Source organism: Promicromonospora noduliphila (assembly GCF_056951025.1).
On record NZ_CM167806.1, the window covers coordinates 4,737,825 to 4,752,952 of the forward strand.

Sequence of the window (15,128 nt, forward strand, 5' to 3'; positions counted from 1 at the left end):
CGGACGAGTCGCGCCCGATGAGCACCGCACCGCAGCTCGTGGTCGTGACGGGGCCGCCCGGATCCGGCAAGTCCACGGTGTCCGAGGCACTCGCCGACCGCTGGGAGCCGAGTGTCCTCGTGGAGGGCGACGCCTTCTTCGCGTTCCTGCGCCGCGGGTCCATCCCGCCGTGGCTACCCGAGTCACATGGCCAGAACGACACGACGGTGCGGGCGGCGGCGTCCGCGGCGGGCGCCTTCGCCGCCGGCGGCATGACCGTCGTGTACGACGGCGTGATCGGCCCGTGGTTCCTGCCCACGTTCGCCGCCCTGACCGGGATCGACGTGATCGACTACGTCGTCCTGCTGCCACCGGTGGAGACCTGCCTGCACCGGGTCGCGACGCGCACCGGCCACGGCTTCAAGGATCTGGACGCGGCCCGCCACATGCACGGGGACTTCGTCCGAGCGACGTCGCCCGGCCCGGACAACCCAGCCGGCCCGCCCGGCGTCGTGCTGACCGAGCTGCCCGACGACGTCGCCGGGGTCGCCGACGCGATCGTCGCGGCCCTGGCGTCGGGCCGGGCCCGCTACACCGTCGCGGCCTGATCCGCGCGCCGGGCCCGGTGCGCCGCCTGGGCGTTGCGGTTGCTGCACGTCGTGGAGCAGAAGCGGCGCGAGCGGTTGCGGGACAGGTCCAGGACGATCCCCTCGCAGTCGCTGTCGGCGCAGACGGCGAGCCGGGAGAGCTCGTCCTCGCGGATGACGTCGATCATCGCCATCGCGGTCTCGACCAGGATTCGGGTGGCCAGCGGTGCGTCCGCCGGCACGGCGTGGATGTGCCAGTCGGACGGCGGGTGCCGCACGAGCTGTGGCACGGCGTTCGCCGTCGCGAGCATCTCGTTCACCAGGCCGACCGCCGTGTCCCGGTCGGCGGTGAGCAGCTCGTGCAGGCGCGGCTGGAGCGCCAGCACCTCCTTGAGCTCGGCCTCGGTCCGGTCGTGCCGCCCTGTGTAGCCCTGCCCGACGAAGAACTCGTCGAGGTCCGCCACGGTCACGATCGTGACGGGCGGGTCGGCGGCGTTCACCAGCGCGACGGCGGCCTGGAGCGCCTCCTCGGTGTCATGAGTGAAAACCACGTTGACACATTACTCCCGTCGCCCGTAGCGTCAGGACCCATGAGCTCTGTGACCCCTGACACGACGCCGGGCGCCGGTGAACCTGGTGCGCCAGGGCTCGGCCGCGCAGTATCCAGCCGGGCAGGCCTCGGTCGCACGAGGCTCGACGTCGTCCAGCCGTCCCCCGCACGCCGCCTCACCGCCGGCATCGTGTTCGCCGTCGTCTCCGCCGCGGCGTTCAGCCTCTCCGGGGTGTTCGCCAGCGGGCTGCTCGACACCGGCTGGAGCCCGGGCGCGATGGTGCTGGTCCGCGTCGCGATCGCGGCCCTCGTGGTGCTGCCGCTCGGCGTCGTGTCGCTGCGCGGCGACTGGCGTCCGGTGCGCCGCAACCTCGGGCTCATCGCCGTCTACGGTGCGGTGGCGGTAGCGGGCTGCCAGTTCGCCTACTTCTCCGCCGTGCAGCTCATGCCCATCGGCCCGGCCCTGCTCATCGAGTACACGGCCCCCGCGGCCGTGGTGCTCTGGTTCTGGCTGCGGCACGGCCAGCGGCCGACGCTCGCGACCATCGCCGGCGCGCTGCTCGCCGCCGTCGGGCTGGTGCTCGTCCTGGACCTGGTCTCCGGCGCCCCCGGCGCCACGGCCATGGACCCGGTGGGGGTCGCCTGGGCCCTTGTCGCGATGCTCGGCGCCGCCACCTACTTCGTCATCAACGCGAACGCCGACACGGGCCTGCACCCGCTCGCCCTGGCCGCCGGCGGCCTGACGACGGCCTCACTGGCGCTCGGCCTGCTGGGCGCGACCGGGCTCATGCCGCTGGAGTGGAGCACCGCCGCGCCGGTCTACGCGGGTACCGAGGTGCCGTGGTGGCTGCCGATGCTCGGCCTCGGCATCGTCACCGCGGCGCTCGCCTACGTCGCGGGGATCGCCGCCGGACGCCTGCTGGGCCCCCGGCTGTCGTCCTTCTTCGGGCTGTTCGAGGTCGTCTCGGCGATCGGTTTCGCCTGGCTGCTGCTCGGCGAGCTGCCCCGGACGATCCAGCTCGTCGGCGGCGCCCTGATCCTCGCCGGCGTCATAGCGGTCCAAGCCGGCGAGAAGCGCACGGGTAACCAGCCGGCGAGCGGAGAATCGGCAGGGTGAGCTGGCGGGCCGCGATGGGTCCGGGGAGAACGTTCCGCGGGCGGGTTATGTTGCTGTGAGTAGACATTGGCAACTCACAGCAACATAACCCGGCGGAGCACTTGTTTACCCGGGACTAGCGAACGCCGGGCGCATCGAAGACCACCGCCGAAGAGCACGCTTCACCCGCCTGCAAGAATGGGCGGACCATGACGGCGCCCACCTCGACCACCGCGACCACCTTTTCCTCGACCAGCCAGCCGGGCACCCCGAAGCCCGCCGGGACCCTGATCCCGTACCTGCCCGCTCCCACGGGCAAGGATCCCGACCCGGACGTCCTGTTCGAGAGCTTCGGCGAGTGGGCGTCCGCCGGTGGGCGCGCGCTCTACCCGCACCAGGAGGAGGCCCTCCTCGAGGTCATGACGGGCTCCCACGTGATCCTCGCGACGCCGACCGGCTCGGGGAAGTCGATGGTCGCCATGGGCGCCCAGTTCGCCGCGCTCGCCGCCCACCGGTCGGGCCGGGGCGGCCGCACCTACTACACCGCGCCCCTGAAGGCGCTGGTCAGCGAGAAGTTCTTCGACCTGGTGGCGGCGTTCGGCTCGAAGAACGTCGGCATGATGACCGGCGACTCCGCCGTCAACCCGGACGCCCCGATCATCTGCTGCACCGCCGAGATCCTCGCGAACCTCGCGCTGCGCCGCGGCGACGCCGCGCCGGACACGGGCGTCGCCGGCGACGACGACGCCATCGCGCAGGTCGTCATGGACGAGTTCCACTACTACGGCGACCCGCAGCGCGGCTGGGCCTGGCAGGTGCCACTGCTGGAGCTCAAGGACACCCAGTTCATCCTGATGAGCGCGACGCTCGGCGACACGACCCGGCTGCGCGAGGACCTGGAGGAGCGCACCGGCCGGACCGTCGCGGAGGTCGCGGGCGCCGAGCGGCCGGTGCCGCTCACGTTCTCCTACGTGGTCGAGCCGCTCACCGAGGTCGTCCAGGAGCTCGTCACCACGCACCGCGCCCCGGTCTACGTGGTGCACTTCACGCAGAAGGACGCCGTCGAGCGCGCGCAGTCGCTGCTGTCGATGAACGTGGCGAGCAAGTCCGAGAAGGAGGCCATCGCAGCGGAGATGGGCGCCTTCCGGTTCGGCACCGGGTTCGGCAAGATCCTCAGCAAGTTCCTGCGGCACGGCGTGGGCGTGCACCACGCGGGCATGCTGCCGAAGTATCGCCGCCTCGTGGAGCGCCTCACGCAGAAGGGCCTGCTCAAGGTCGTGTGCGGCACCGACACCCTGGGCGTCGGCATCAACGTGCCGATCCGCACGGTGCTCCTGACCAGCCTCGTGAAGTTCGACGGCGAGCGCATGCGCCACCTCAGCGCGCGCGAGTTCCACCAGATCGCGGGACGCGCGGGCCGCGCCGGGTACGACACCGTGGGCGAGGTGCTGGTCATGGCGCCCGAGCACGTCATCGAGAACCGGCGTCTGCTCGCCAAGGCGGGCGACGACCCCAAGAAGCTCAAGAAGATCGTGCGCAAGAAGGCGCCGTCGGGCAGCGTGAACTGGACCGACGCCACCTTCGAGCGCCTGCGCGACGCCGACCCCGAGCCGCTGGTCTCGCAGTTCCGGGTGAACCACGCGATGGTGCTCAACGTGCTGGCCCGGGCCGCGGTGCGACCGGGCGGCCACGGCGCGCCGGGTGGCGGAGCGGCCACCGACCCCGTCGACGCCATGCGCCACCTCCTCACGGCCAACCACGACACGGAGTCGCAGCAGGCCGAGCACGTGCGGCAGGCGTTCCGCATCTACCGCTCGCTGCGGCTCGCGGGCGTGGTCGAGCGGGTCCGGGTGCCGGCCGCGGACGGCGGGACCCGCCCGTCGGCCCGCCTCACGGTGGACCTCCCGCGCGACTTCGCGCTGAACCAGCCGCTCTCGCCGTTCGCCCTCGCAGCCATGGACCTGCTCGACGTCGAGAGCCCGACGCACGCCCTCGACGTCGTCTCCGTGATCGAGGCGACCCTCGACGACCCCCGCCAGGTGCTCATGGGCCAGCAGAACAAGGCCCGCGGCGAGGCGGTGGCCGCGATGAAGGCCGAGGGGATCGAGTACGACGAGCGCATGGAGCTGCTGGAGGAGGTCACGTGGCCCCGGCCGCTCGCGGACCTCCTGGAGCCCGCCTTCCAGACCTACCGCCGCACCAACCCGTGGGTGGCCGACGCCGAGCTCTCCCCCAAGTCCGTGGTGCGCGACATGGTCGAGAAGGCCATGACGTTCGCCGAGATCGTGAGCGTGTACGGGCTGGAGCGCACCGAGGGCGTGGTGCTGCGCTACCTCGCCGACGCCTACCGTGCGGTGCGCCAGGTGGTCCCCGACGAGCACCGCACCGAGGAGGTGCAGGAGATCATCGAGTGGCTCGGCGAGCTCGTGCGCGGCGTGGACTCGTCGCTGCTCGACGAGTGGGAGCGCCTGGCCAACCCCGTGGACGACGATGCCGACCTGGTGACCGACGGCGAGCTGGCCGACGCCGGGGCCGAGGCGCCGGCTCGCCCGGTCACCGGCAACCCGCGCGCGTTCCGGCGGCTGGTCCGCAACGCGACGTTCCGGCGCGTCGAGCTGGTCGCGCGCGAGGCCTACGAGGCACTGGCCGCGCTGGACCCCGGCTGGGACGCCGATGCCTGGGCCGACGCCCTGGACCCGCTGTTCGAGGAGCAGGGCGACGACGCCGTCGGCATCGGCCCGGAGGCGCGCTCTTCCGCGCTGCTGACGATCCTGGAGCCGGGAGCGGAGCTGCCGGCCGGCGCCGGAGGGGACCACGTCCGCGTCGAGCCCGGAACCTGGTGGGTCCGGCAGGTGCTCGACGACGCCGACCGCAACCATGACTGGGCCATCACCGCGCGGGTAGACCTGGCCGCCAGCGACGAGGCGGGCGAGGTCGTCCTGACCGTGCTCGACGTCGGCCAGCTCTGACCGCGCGGGGCAGCGTATGTCCCGGCCGACCTGCCAGTCGGCGCTGACCGCCCAGGAGATCAGCCGGCCAGGCCTAAGAGGCCGCGGCCCAGGGTCGCGAACCCGCCCACGTAGGCGAGCGCCACGAGCACCCTGCGCGTGGCGCTCGCCGAGATCCGCCCGACGAGCAGCTCGCCCAGCCCGACGGACACCACCAGCGCGACGCCGACCGCGGCCCACTCCCAGCCGGCGAGGTCCGGGAACGCGGCGTCGGCGACCAGGAGCTTGGCCGTCATCGCGGCGATCGCGTTGGTCATGAAGATGGGCTGCGCGGTGGCGGCGAACGCGCGCGGGTCCCACCGGTCCAGCACCGAGTAGACGGCGATGGGCGGGCCCCCGATGCCTGCCGCGACGCTGCCGAACCCGGCGGCGGCACCCGTGACGAGGAGCGGCAGCCGCGCCTCGGGCGCGAAGGGCCGCTCCGCCCCGCGCAGGCGCGACGTCACCAGGGCGAGCGTCATGGCGCCCACGACGACGGCGCCCACGCCGATCTCCAGGACCGCCGCGCTCGCGTCCCGGAGGAGCAGAGCCGCCGGGACGCTGACCGTGACCGAGGCGGTCGCCAGCCAGCCGTAGCGGCGCCAGTCGACGCCGCGGATCGTCCGGCCGAGCACGAGCAGCGCCATCACTGCGCCCGCGAGATTGACGAGGAGGACGCCCTCGACCGGCCCGATGAGGAGCACGATGAACGGCCCGGCGACGAGCCCGAAGCCCATGCCCGCCACGCGCTGCAGGGAGCCCCCGACGAGGATGGCGAGGATCAGGAGGGCGAGCACGCTCCCTACGCTAACCGCGTAGTTTCCGACCGGGTTCCCCGGGATTGCGGGAGATTGGTCGGGCAATCGCTCGGCCGGACGACGGCGGTCGCGCGAGTGGGCACCGGTGAATTACGCGAGGTCGCGGGGCCCGGCATCGGGCACAATCACGTCGTGGCCAAGAACTCGAAGTCCGCCCGCGCCAGCCACGGGACGCCCGCCGTCGTCGCGCTGGAGAAGTCCGAGGTGCCGCACACCCTGCACCCGTACGAGCACGACCCGTCGAGCGACCTCGGCTACGGCCTGGAGGCCGCAGCGGCGATCGGCGTCGAGGCGCCGCAGGTGTTCAAGACGCTGCTCGCCGACGTCGACGGGAAGCTCGTGGTCGGCATCGTGCCCGTGGACCGCAAGCTGGACCTCAAGGCCCTGGCTCGGGCCGCGGGCGGCAAGAAGGCCGCGATGGCCGAGCCCGCGGCGGCCGAGCGCGCCACCGGGTACGTGGTGGGCGGCATCTCGCCGCTGGGGCAGAAGACGCGGCACACGACGGTGCTGGACGAGTCCGCGGAGGCGTACGACGTCGTCTACGTGTCGGGGGGCCGGCGCGGGCTGGACATCGGCCTCGCGCCGGCCGACCTGCTGACGATGACGGGCGGGACGACGGCGCCGATCGCCCGGGACTGAGCCGGAACCGGGCGACGCCCAGGGGCCGGACGCCGCCGTCCAAAGGCCGGGCGCAGCCGTCCAAAGGCCGGGCCCTGGCGCTCGGCTGTTGGCCGCGCCAGACCGACGCCGTCGGCCTGCGCCCGGGGATCAGGCCGCGGCGCCCTGCTTGCGGTAGGTCGGCAGCAGGGCGTCGCTCGGCACGATCTGCTTGCCGAGCGGCATGAGCGAGACCGGGATCAGCTTCAGGTTCGCCCAGGCCATCGGGATGCCGATGATCGAGATCACGAGCGGGATCGCGGTGACGATGTGCCCCAGCGCGAGCCACCAGCCGGCGACGATCACCCAGATCACGTTGCCGATCAGGGCGAACACCCCAGAGCGCGGGCTCTCGACGACCTCACGCCCGAACGGCCACAGGGCGTACCCCGCGATGCGGAACGAGGCGATGCCGAACGGGATGGTCACGATGAGCAGGCAGCAGATGATCCCCGCGAGCATGTATCCGACCCACAGGCCGAACCCGGCGAAGATGACCCAGATGATGTTCAGCAGCGTCTTCATGGCTCCATCCTTCCGCAGGACGACCGGGGCGCGGAACCGGGCAACCCCCTGAAACCGACCCTGAACCTCCAGGACGGTTCACGCGACCCGGACGGGCCATACCTCGGTTTGCCGGACTGGCCGGGACCCGGCACGGACGGGCGGTCCGGGCCCGGGCGCGCGGGACCGCCCCGGGACCGGAGGGCGCGCCCACATAGACTCGCCCCGTGCCCGACCTGCCTCAGCCCGCAGCTCAGCCCGGACCCGGTACGATCGCCGACCGCCTCGCCGTCGTCCGCGACCGGATCGCCGCTGCCGCCGACGCCGCCGGACGCGACCCGGGCGAGGTGCGGCTCCTGGTCGCGACCAAGACGCAGCCGCCGGAGGCGGTACTCGAGGCGCTGGAAGCAGGCGTCGACCTGATCGGCGAGAACCGCGTGCAGGAGCTCGTCGCCAAGGCGCCAGCCGTCGCGGACCGGGTGGCGGACGGCGCGCTGCAGGTGCACATGATCGGGCACCTGCAGCGGAACAAGATCAACCAGGTGCTGGCCACGGCCACAGGCCTGGAGACGCTCGACTCGCCGGACCTCGCCCGGGCGATCTCGGACCGCTGCGTCCGCGACGGCCGCACCGGCGACCGCGCCCTGGAGGTGATGGTGCAGGTCAACGTCTCGGGCGAGGTGAGCAAGTCCGGTGTGGTGCCCGACGACGCCGGCGCGCTCGCCACCGCCGTCGGCGCCCTCCCGGGCCTGCGCCTGACCGGTTTCATGACGATCGGCGCACGGTCCGACGACGCGGAGGTCCGCGCCGGGTTCGCCCGCCTGCGCGCGATCCGCGACGAGGTGCTCGCCTCCGGCGCGCCGGGGACGGCGTCGGCCACGGAACTCTCCATGGGCATGACCGGCGACCTGGAGCTGGCGATAGCAGAGGGCGCCACGATCGTCCGGATAGGCACGGCAATCTTCGGCCCGCGCCAGGCCGCCTGACGCCTGGCCCATCCACCCTCGTCGAGGTCGGCAGTTCGCTTGTTGAGTTCGGCAGTTCGCTGTTGAGTTCGGCAGTTCGCTTGTTGAGTTCGGCAGTTCGCTGTTGAGTTCGGCAGTTCGCTTGTTGAGTTCGGCAGTTCGCTTGTTGAGTTCGGCAGTTCGCTTGTTGAGTTCGGCAGTTCGCTTGTTGAGTTCGGCAGTTGGCATCGAGATCGGTCCAGGCCTGTGCCGATCTCGATGCCAACTGCCGAATCCGGGAGCGTAGTGCCGACCTCAGGAACAGCAGGCCCCAGGAACAGCAGGCCCCAGGAACAGCCAACCTCAGCAGGCCCCCGGCCGGCGGTCAGGCCGGGTTGATGCCCAGCGTCGCCAGCGCCTCGCGCACCGACGGCCCGCTCAACCGGCCCGGCTCGACCGCGAGCGCCCCGACGGCCACCGACCGGTCCACGTCTGCCACGAGCATGACGAGCGCGACCCGCAGGTCGCCGTCGGTCGCCGCGAGGGCACGCTCGCACACGTCCTGCTCCAGGTTGGTGGCCTGCGTGAGCAGCCGCACCAGGCGCCGGCGCAGCTTCGCGTTGGTGGCGAGCACCTCGACCATGAGGTTCGAGTAGGTCTTGCCGAGCCGCACCATGACGGCCGTCGAGAAGGTGTTCAGCACCATCTTCTGGGCGGTACCGGCCTTCATGCGGGTGGACCCCGTGATGGCCTCCGGCCCGGTGTTCACCAGGATCGGGACGTCGGCCTTGGGCGCGAGGGCGGCGAACGGGTTGGACGCGAGCAGCACGGTCCGGGCCCCGCGGGAGCGGCCCATGTCGAGCGCTCCCCCGACGTACGGGGTTCCGCCGCTGGCTGCGATGCCGAACACGATGTCCGCCGGGCCGACGTCGGCCACGAGCGCACCGCCAGCCTCGACGTCGTCCTCAGCGCCCTCCACCGCCTTCTTGAAGGCGTTCAGGCCGCCCGCCAGGTGCGGCACGAACATCTCCTCGCCCACGCCGTAGGTGGGCAGCAGCTCGGCCGCGTCGAGCAGGCCCATGCGGCCGGAGGTGCCCGACCCCACGTAGTGCACGCGCCCCCCGGCGCGGATCCCCTCGACCGCCAGGTCGATCGCCTCGACGATGCGCGGGTGCGCCGCGCGTACCGCCGCGATGACAGCGGCGTCCTCGTCGGTGATCATGCGCACCATCTCGGCCGTGGAGACCACGTCGATGTCACGTGTGCGCGGGTTGCGCTCCTCGGTGGGTGAGACCGGGCGCGGCGCCACCTGTGCGTGCCGTTCGAATCCCGCCTCCGCGATCATCGGCGAGCCCCCTTTTTTCTGCTTGCTCTGTGCTGGTGAACTTCTCTGTGCCTGTCGACTGCTCTGTGCGTGCGAACTGCTCTGTGGTTCTGGGCCGCTCTCTGCGTGTGGACCGCTCTCTGCGTGTGGACCGCTCTGTGCTTGTGGACCGCTCTGTGCTTGTGGACCGCTCTGTGCTTGTGGACCGCTCTGTGCGTGTGAACTGCCCGGGTGTGCTTGTGGGCTGCTCATGGCTCGTGGACTGCTCATGACTGCATCACTGCTCGCTGCTTGGATCATGTGGGGTGGATCATCTGGGGTGCTGCTCTTCGCTGTCCTGCCGGCCGTGCTGCCCGACGTCGCCCTGCCGGATATCGCCGTGCCCGGTACCGCCCTGCTGGCCGCCCCCGGCCGCCCGGAGGCGGTCGACGGCTGCCGCCGCGTTCGCCCGGCCGGTCCCGCAGGCCACCACGACCGCCGGGCCACCACCGCTCAGCGTCCCGAACCAGTCGTCGACCGGTCCGGGCAGACCCGTGTGGACCACCACGAGGTCCGGGCGCACGGCCCAGAGCTTTTCCAGCCGGGCACGTTCGGCCGAACCCGGGACGGGCTCACGAGTGATCACGACGAGCGGTGCAGGAAAGTCTGCGCCACGTTCCGCACCGGTTCTGTCGAGATCCGCCGATACACCGTACCGGGTGAATCGGGCAATAAGCACCGCAAGTCCAGGATCACCCAGGCCAAGTTCCACGAATTTCGCCCCGGTCCCGGAATCGGCGGTCCCGGAATCGGCGGGCCCGGCATCTGCAGCCCGGGCATCCGTAGCCCCGCCGCCGGCCAGGCCGACGGCGGACCCGGCGTCACCAGAACCAGCGCCCGCAGAACCGGCGCCGGCAGCCCCAGCATCGGCAGCCCCAGCGGCCGCAGTCCCGCCGCCGGCCAGGCCGACGGCGGACCCGGCGCCGCCAGAACCGGAGCCACCAGAACCAGAGCCGGCAGCCTCAGCGCCCTCCTCCGGGTAGAGCCTCGCCCCCGGCCAGGCCGCCGCGAGGGCGGCCTGGACGTGCCGCGCCGTCCGGCCCGCGGCGTGGTCCAGCCGGGTCCGCAGGTCGACGACGTCGGGCGCGGCGTCGGGCGCGAGCGGCACCAGCCGGCCGCCGCGCACGTGCACGACGGCGTCCGCGATGCCCGCCCCGATCTCGGCCAGGTCCGCGAGCGCCTCCTTCGCGGCCTCGACGCCGCTCACCGCCCCGGCTGCCGCGCGCCGGCCGCGGACCGCCGCCACGAGCGCCCGGGTGCGGGCCCCTGACTCCTCGAGCCGCTCGACGGTCACGCGGCCGCTGGCGACGGCCCGGCTCAGCGCTGCGTACGACTCGGTGTAGAGCGCCGGGTCGAGGCCGAGGCAGAGCAGGTCGGCGCCGGCCTCGACGGCGCGGACGGCGGCCTCGCCCACCGATCCGGTGAGCTCGCGCAGGGCGCCCATGTCCAGGGCGTCGGTGATGATCGGGCCGTCGTGGCCGAGCTCGCGCAGCAGCCTCGTGGCGGCGGGCTCGATCGAGGCGGGCGCCGGCCCGATCGCGGGGAAGAGCACGTGGGCGGTCATGACGGCGTCGAGCCGGGACTGGTCGAGCCCGGTCCGGCCGTCGCCCTCCGGACACAGGGCGCGCGCGAACGGGGCCAGGTCGCGCGCGCGGACGACGTCGAGCGGCTCGTCCACGACGGGCAGCCCGATGTGGGAGTCGACGGTGGTGGCGCCGTGCCCGGGAAAGTGCTTGCCGCACACGCCGACGCCGGCGCTGCGCACACCGCGCGCGAACGCGATGCCGTGCCGGGCGACGTCGTCGGGCGTGGTCCCGAAGGCGCGCACGCCGATCACGGGGTTGTCCGGCTCGGAGACGACGTCGAGCACCGGGCCGAGCAGCAGGTCGATGCCGGTCGCCGCGAGGAGCCGGCCGAGCGCCCGGCCGGCGTCGAGGGAGATCGCGCTGCTCGGGAGGACGCCGAGGGCCGCCGCACCGGGTAGGGACGAGCCGCTGACCGCCTCCAGCCGCGACACGTCGCCGCCCTCCTCGTCGACGGCGATCACCAGGCCGGGCGAGATGGCGTGCAGTGCGGCGGACAGCTCGGCGGTGGTGACGACGTCCGGCGTGTTCCGCGCGAAGTAGACGACGCCGGCCAGGCCGGCCCGGGCGGCGTCGGCCAGCCAGGCGGGCACGTCCGCGCCCCCGGGAGCCGTGCTCTCGAAGCCGGGCAGGAGCACACCGTTGACCGCACGCTCGACGCGAGCCGCCTCGCGGGTCGCATCCGCCTCGCCGGCCGTCCCCGCCTCGCGAGTCGCACCCGCCGCACCGGTCATCCCTGCCTCGCCGGTCATTCCTTCACGGCCCCGGAGGTCAGACCGGAGGCGAGGCGGCGCTGGACCAGGATGAAGAAGATCATCACGGGCACCGTGATGATCGTGGAGGCCGCCATGATGGCGCCCCAGTCGTTGGAGTGGACGCCGAAGAACGAGCGCAGCCCGATCGCCACCGTGTAGTTCTCGGTGGCGCCGCCGAGCATCGTCATGGCGAAGATGAACTCGTTCCACGCCGTGATGAAGCTGAAGATGCTCGTCGCGACGAGGCCCGGTGCCACAAGGGGCAGCAGGACAGACCAGAACATGCGCCCCCAGCTCGCGCCGTCGAGGTACGCGGCCTCCTCCAGCTCCACCGGGACCGCGGCGACGAAGCCGCGCAGCATCCAGATCCCGAACGGCAGCGCCAGCGCCACGTAGACCACGACGAGCCCGGTCAGGGTCTCCAGGAGCTGCAGGTCGCGCACCTGCACGAACAGCGGGATGACCAGCGCCTCCAGCGGCACCATCTGCACGATGAGCACCAGCATGAGGATCTGGGTGCGCAGCGGGAACCGGAACCGCGCGACGGCGACCGAGGCCAGCAGCGCGAGGGCCGACGAGACCAGCACCGTGCCGAGCGCGACGAGCAGCGAGTTGCGCAGGAACGTCCCGAACCCGCCCTCGGTGAGCACGAACCAGTAGTGGTCGAGCGTCGGCTCGGCGGGCCAGAAACTGCTGGTGTGCCCCGCCTGCGCGTCCAGCGAGCTGTTCAGCATCCAGTAGACGGGGAACAGCGTGAACACGAGCAGCAGCGCGACGAGCACGCCCTTGCCGAGCTGGCGCAGCGGCGAGCGGCGCGAGGTGCGGCGCCACCGACGCAGGTTCGAGCCGCCGCTGGCCCCACGCGCCTCGGCGGGCGACCCGGCGGCCGTGCCCGGCGACCGGCCGGCCGAGGCGCCGGGCGTCTCCTCGAGCGGGCGGGCGGCGCTCATCGTTCCTCCTCCGCCAGCACGGTGCGGACGTACACGGCGGTGATCGCGAGCAGCAGCAGTGTCAGCAGGACGGCGATCGCCGAGCCGAAGCCGTACCGGTTCTGCCCGAACGACTCCACGTACGACCAGACGCCGAGGTTGAGCACCGACCGGTTGGACCCCGCGCCGCCCGGCATGAGGTACACCTGCGCGAACACCTTGAAGTCCCAGATGGTCGACAGGATGATCACCACGGCGAACACCTGCCGGAGCTGCGGCACGATGATCAGGAAGAACCGGCGGAACGCCCCGGCGCCGTCCATCTCGGCGGCCTCCAGCATCTCCTTGGGCACGCCGAGCAGCCCGGCGAGCACCGTGACGGCGACGAACGGGAAGCCGTGGTGGATCACGTTGAGCAGGACTATCGCGTAGAACGTCCACCGGTCGGTGAACCAGTTGGTCGGGTCGTCCAGCAGGCCGAGGTTCATCAGGGTGTCGTTGAAGACCCCGCGGTCGGCGTCGAAGATCCACACCCACACGTACGTGCCGGTGACGGCGGGCATGGCCCAGGCCGCCATGATCGCGCTGGAGGTGACGGTGCGCCAGAAGGTGCCGAGCGACGCGAGCAGCACCGCGACGGCCGTGCCGAACGCGACGGTTCCTGCGACGGACAGGACGGCGAACCCGATGGTGTTGGGCAGCACCACGGTCCACAGCTCGGGCGCGGTCAAGACCTCTGCGTAGTTCTCGAGGCCGATCCAGTTCGGCTCGCCGGTGGTGATCTCCCGCAGGCCGTAGTCCTGCAGGGAGAAGAGGAACACCCGCACCAGCGGCCACAGGAGCAGCACCGCAAGGACCGCCAGCGCGGGGGCGAGCAGCAGCCAGGGCCGCGCGAGGGCGGCCCTGGCCTTGCCCGACCAGGCGCCCGGCCACGCGCCCGGCCGGCCGCCGGACGCCCGGCCCGTCCCGCCGTCGGGGGCCGGGCCGCGCGTCCGGGGCGTGGGTGGAGCCGACGCCGTCATTCAGAGCCGTTCAGGATGCTCGTCATCTCCTCCGCCGCGGTGGCGGACGCCGTGGCGACGTCGGCGTCGCCGGAGAGGATCGACTGCATCATCGTGCTCGTGGTGAGCTTGGCCTGCACCGCGCCGTAGGTGGGCGCTGCCGGGACGGACGCGCCGCCGTCCACGAACTGCTCGGCGAACGGCGCGACCAGCGGGTCGGTGCTGGCGAGCGTCTCGTCCAGCAGGGAGACCTGGCCGGGGAAGTACCCGGACTGTTCACCCCACTGCTGCGCGAACTCGCCTGTGGTCATCATCTCGATGAACGTCCAGGCCAGGTCCTTGTCCTCGGCCGTCTCGAACATGCTCAGGTGCGAGCCGCCCAGCACCGACGGCGCGATGCCGCCGTCCTGCCCAGGGATCGGCACGGCGGCGAACTTGCCCTCCATGTCGGCGTTGGCCTCGACGATCGCGCCCGGCGTCCACGACCCCATGACGGCCATGCCGACGTCGCCTGCGGCGAACGCGTCGAGCACGTCGGTCTCGCGCCAGGTGGTGGCGCCCTCCGACGAGTAGCCGCCCTCGGTGGCCAGGCCGGTCCAGAACTCGATGCCCTCCTGCGACTCCGGGCTGTCCAGGCCCGACGTCCAGGTGTCGCCCTCCAGCGTGGCGACCTCGCCGCCGGCGCCCCACACCCAGGGGTAGACCGTGAACTCGGCGTCACCGGGGACGGCGACGGCGATCTTGTCCGGGTACTCCTCCTTGAGCGCCGCAGCGGCCTCCTCGAGCTCGGCCCACGTGGTCGGCGGCTCGACGCCGGCCTGCTCGAACATCTCCGTGTTGTAGACCAGCGAGCGCACGCCGGCGTACCAGGGCATGCCGTAGAGCTGCTCGTCGTAGGTGCCGGCCTCGACCAGGCCCTCGACCAGGTCCTCCGAGACGCCCGCCGCGTCCACGTACTCGTCGAGCGGGGCGAGCGCGCCGGCGTCGGCGAACTCGGGGGTCCAGGTGGTGCCGGTCTCGGCGACGTCGGGCGTGGTGCCGCCGGCGATCGAGGTGACGAACCGGTCGTGGGCGTCGGCCCACTCGACGAACTCGACGTCGAGCGTCGCGCCGGTCTCCTCCTCGAACGCGGTCGAGACGTCGGCGAAGAAGGCCTCGGCGTCGGGGTTGGTGCCCTGCATGATCCAGACGCTCAGGGTGCCGTCGCCCTCGGTCTCGCCGCCGCCACCCCCGCCGCAGGCGGCCGTCGTGGCCGCGAGGAGCAGAGCTCCGGTGGCCGCCGCTACGGGCCGCCGCATCGCTCGAGTCATCGTTCGGCTTCCTTCCGCTCGGGTGCCGCGAGAGTAGCCAGAAGACATTTCTGAGAAATGAACTT

General features: G+C 72.4%; 13 protein-coding genes. 5 read left to right on the forward strand and 8 right to left on the reverse strand.

Annotated features, from left to right (window positions below):
* Positions 1 to 17 precede the first annotated feature (17 nt).
* Positions 18 to 587 (forward strand): AAA family ATPase, encoded by a 570-nt coding sequence (locus AC0QU1_RS20825; RefSeq protein ID WP_483572103.1) that lies wholly within the window; start codon positions 18 to 20, stop codon positions 585 to 587.
* Here the strand turns inward: AC0QU1_RS20825 and AC0QU1_RS20830 are convergent.
* Complete coding sequence (locus AC0QU1_RS20830) at positions 569 to 1,117, reverse strand: CGNR zinc finger domain-containing protein (protein ID WP_483572105.1); 549 nt, start codon at positions 1,115 to 1,117, stop codon at positions 569 to 571. The genes AC0QU1_RS20825 and AC0QU1_RS20830 overlap by 19 nt on opposite strands.
* A gap of 39 nt (positions 1,118 to 1,156) precedes the next feature.
* On the opposite strand from AC0QU1_RS20830, the gene AC0QU1_RS20835 reads away from it, so the two are divergent.
* Together AC0QU1_RS20835 and AC0QU1_RS20840 are read left to right on the forward strand one after the other, a co-directional pair.
* A complete protein-coding gene (locus AC0QU1_RS20835) occupies positions 1,157 to 2,233 on the forward strand; it encodes an EamA family transporter (RefSeq protein ID WP_483572107.1) in 1,077 nt (358 codons plus the stop codon).
* Between the two features lie 188 nt (positions 2,234 to 2,421).
* Entirely contained in the window at positions 2,422 to 5,181 is a 2,760-nt protein-coding gene (locus AC0QU1_RS20840) for a DEAD/DEAH box helicase (RefSeq protein WP_483572109.1), read from the forward strand.
* 59 nt (positions 5,182 to 5,240) lie between these two features.
* On the opposite strand, the gene AC0QU1_RS20845 is transcribed toward AC0QU1_RS20840, so the two are convergent.
* The gene (locus AC0QU1_RS20845) at positions 5,241 to 5,996 is read right to left on the reverse strand and encodes a TSUP family transporter (protein WP_483572111.1); all 756 of its coding nucleotides are present in this window, start codon (positions 5,994 to 5,996) and stop codon (positions 5,241 to 5,243) included.
* Between the two features lie 153 nt (positions 5,997 to 6,149).
* Between AC0QU1_RS20845 and ybaK the strand changes: the two genes are divergently transcribed.
* Complete coding sequence (gene ybaK / locus AC0QU1_RS20850; protein WP_483572113.1) at positions 6,150 to 6,656, forward strand: Cys-tRNA(Pro) deacylase; 507 nt, start codon at positions 6,150 to 6,152, stop codon at positions 6,654 to 6,656.
* A 129-nt stretch (positions 6,657 to 6,785) separates the two neighbouring features.
* Here ybaK and AC0QU1_RS20855 read toward each other — a convergent pair whose 3' ends face one another.
* A complete protein-coding gene (locus AC0QU1_RS20855) occupies positions 6,786 to 7,199 on the reverse strand; it encodes a YccF domain-containing protein (protein WP_483572115.1) in 414 nt (137 codons plus the stop codon).
* Between the two features lie 206 nt (positions 7,200 to 7,405).
* Here AC0QU1_RS20855 and AC0QU1_RS20860 point away from each other — a divergent pair, with 206 nt between their 5' ends.
* Positions 7,406 to 8,164 (forward strand): YggS family pyridoxal phosphate-dependent enzyme, encoded by a 759-nt coding sequence (locus AC0QU1_RS20860; RefSeq protein WP_483572117.1) that lies wholly within the window; start codon positions 7,406 to 7,408, stop codon positions 8,162 to 8,164.
* A gap of 343 nt (positions 8,165 to 8,507) precedes the next feature.
* On the opposite strand, the gene murQ is transcribed toward AC0QU1_RS20860, so the two are convergent.
* The 5 genes from murQ to AC0QU1_RS20885 all read right to left on the reverse strand — a co-directional run bounded on the left by murQ (position 8,508) and on the right by AC0QU1_RS20885 (position 15,063).
* Positions 8,508 to 9,467 carry an N-acetylmuramic acid 6-phosphate etherase gene (murQ, locus tag AC0QU1_RS20865; protein ID WP_483572119.1) on the reverse strand — a complete coding sequence of 320 codons (960 nt, stop codon included), beginning with the start codon at positions 9,465 to 9,467 and terminating at the stop codon, positions 8,508 to 8,510.
* 289 nt (positions 9,468 to 9,756) lie between these two features.
* On the reverse strand, positions 9,757 to 11,820 hold the full coding sequence (locus AC0QU1_RS20870; protein WP_483572121.1) for a glycoside hydrolase family 3 N-terminal domain-containing protein: 2,064 nt from the start codon (positions 11,818 to 11,820) through the stop codon (positions 9,757 to 9,759).
* Positions 11,817 to 12,773 carry a carbohydrate ABC transporter permease gene (locus AC0QU1_RS20875; RefSeq protein ID WP_483572123.1) on the reverse strand — a complete coding sequence of 319 codons (957 nt, stop codon included), beginning with the start codon at positions 12,771 to 12,773 and terminating at the stop codon, positions 11,817 to 11,819. The genes AC0QU1_RS20870 and AC0QU1_RS20875 overlap by 4 nt, the downstream gene beginning before the upstream one ends.
* Positions 12,770 to 13,774 (reverse strand): carbohydrate ABC transporter permease, encoded by a 1,005-nt coding sequence (locus AC0QU1_RS20880; protein ID WP_483572125.1) that lies wholly within the window; start codon positions 13,772 to 13,774, stop codon positions 12,770 to 12,772. The genes AC0QU1_RS20875 and AC0QU1_RS20880 overlap by 4 nt, the downstream gene beginning before the upstream one ends.
* Positions 13,771 to 15,063 carry a sugar ABC transporter substrate-binding protein gene (locus AC0QU1_RS20885; protein ID WP_483572127.1) on the reverse strand — a complete coding sequence of 431 codons (1,293 nt, stop codon included), beginning with the start codon at positions 15,061 to 15,063 and terminating at the stop codon, positions 13,771 to 13,773. The genes AC0QU1_RS20880 and AC0QU1_RS20885 overlap by 4 nt, the downstream gene beginning before the upstream one ends.
* Positions 15,064 to 15,128: the final 65 nt, after the last annotated feature.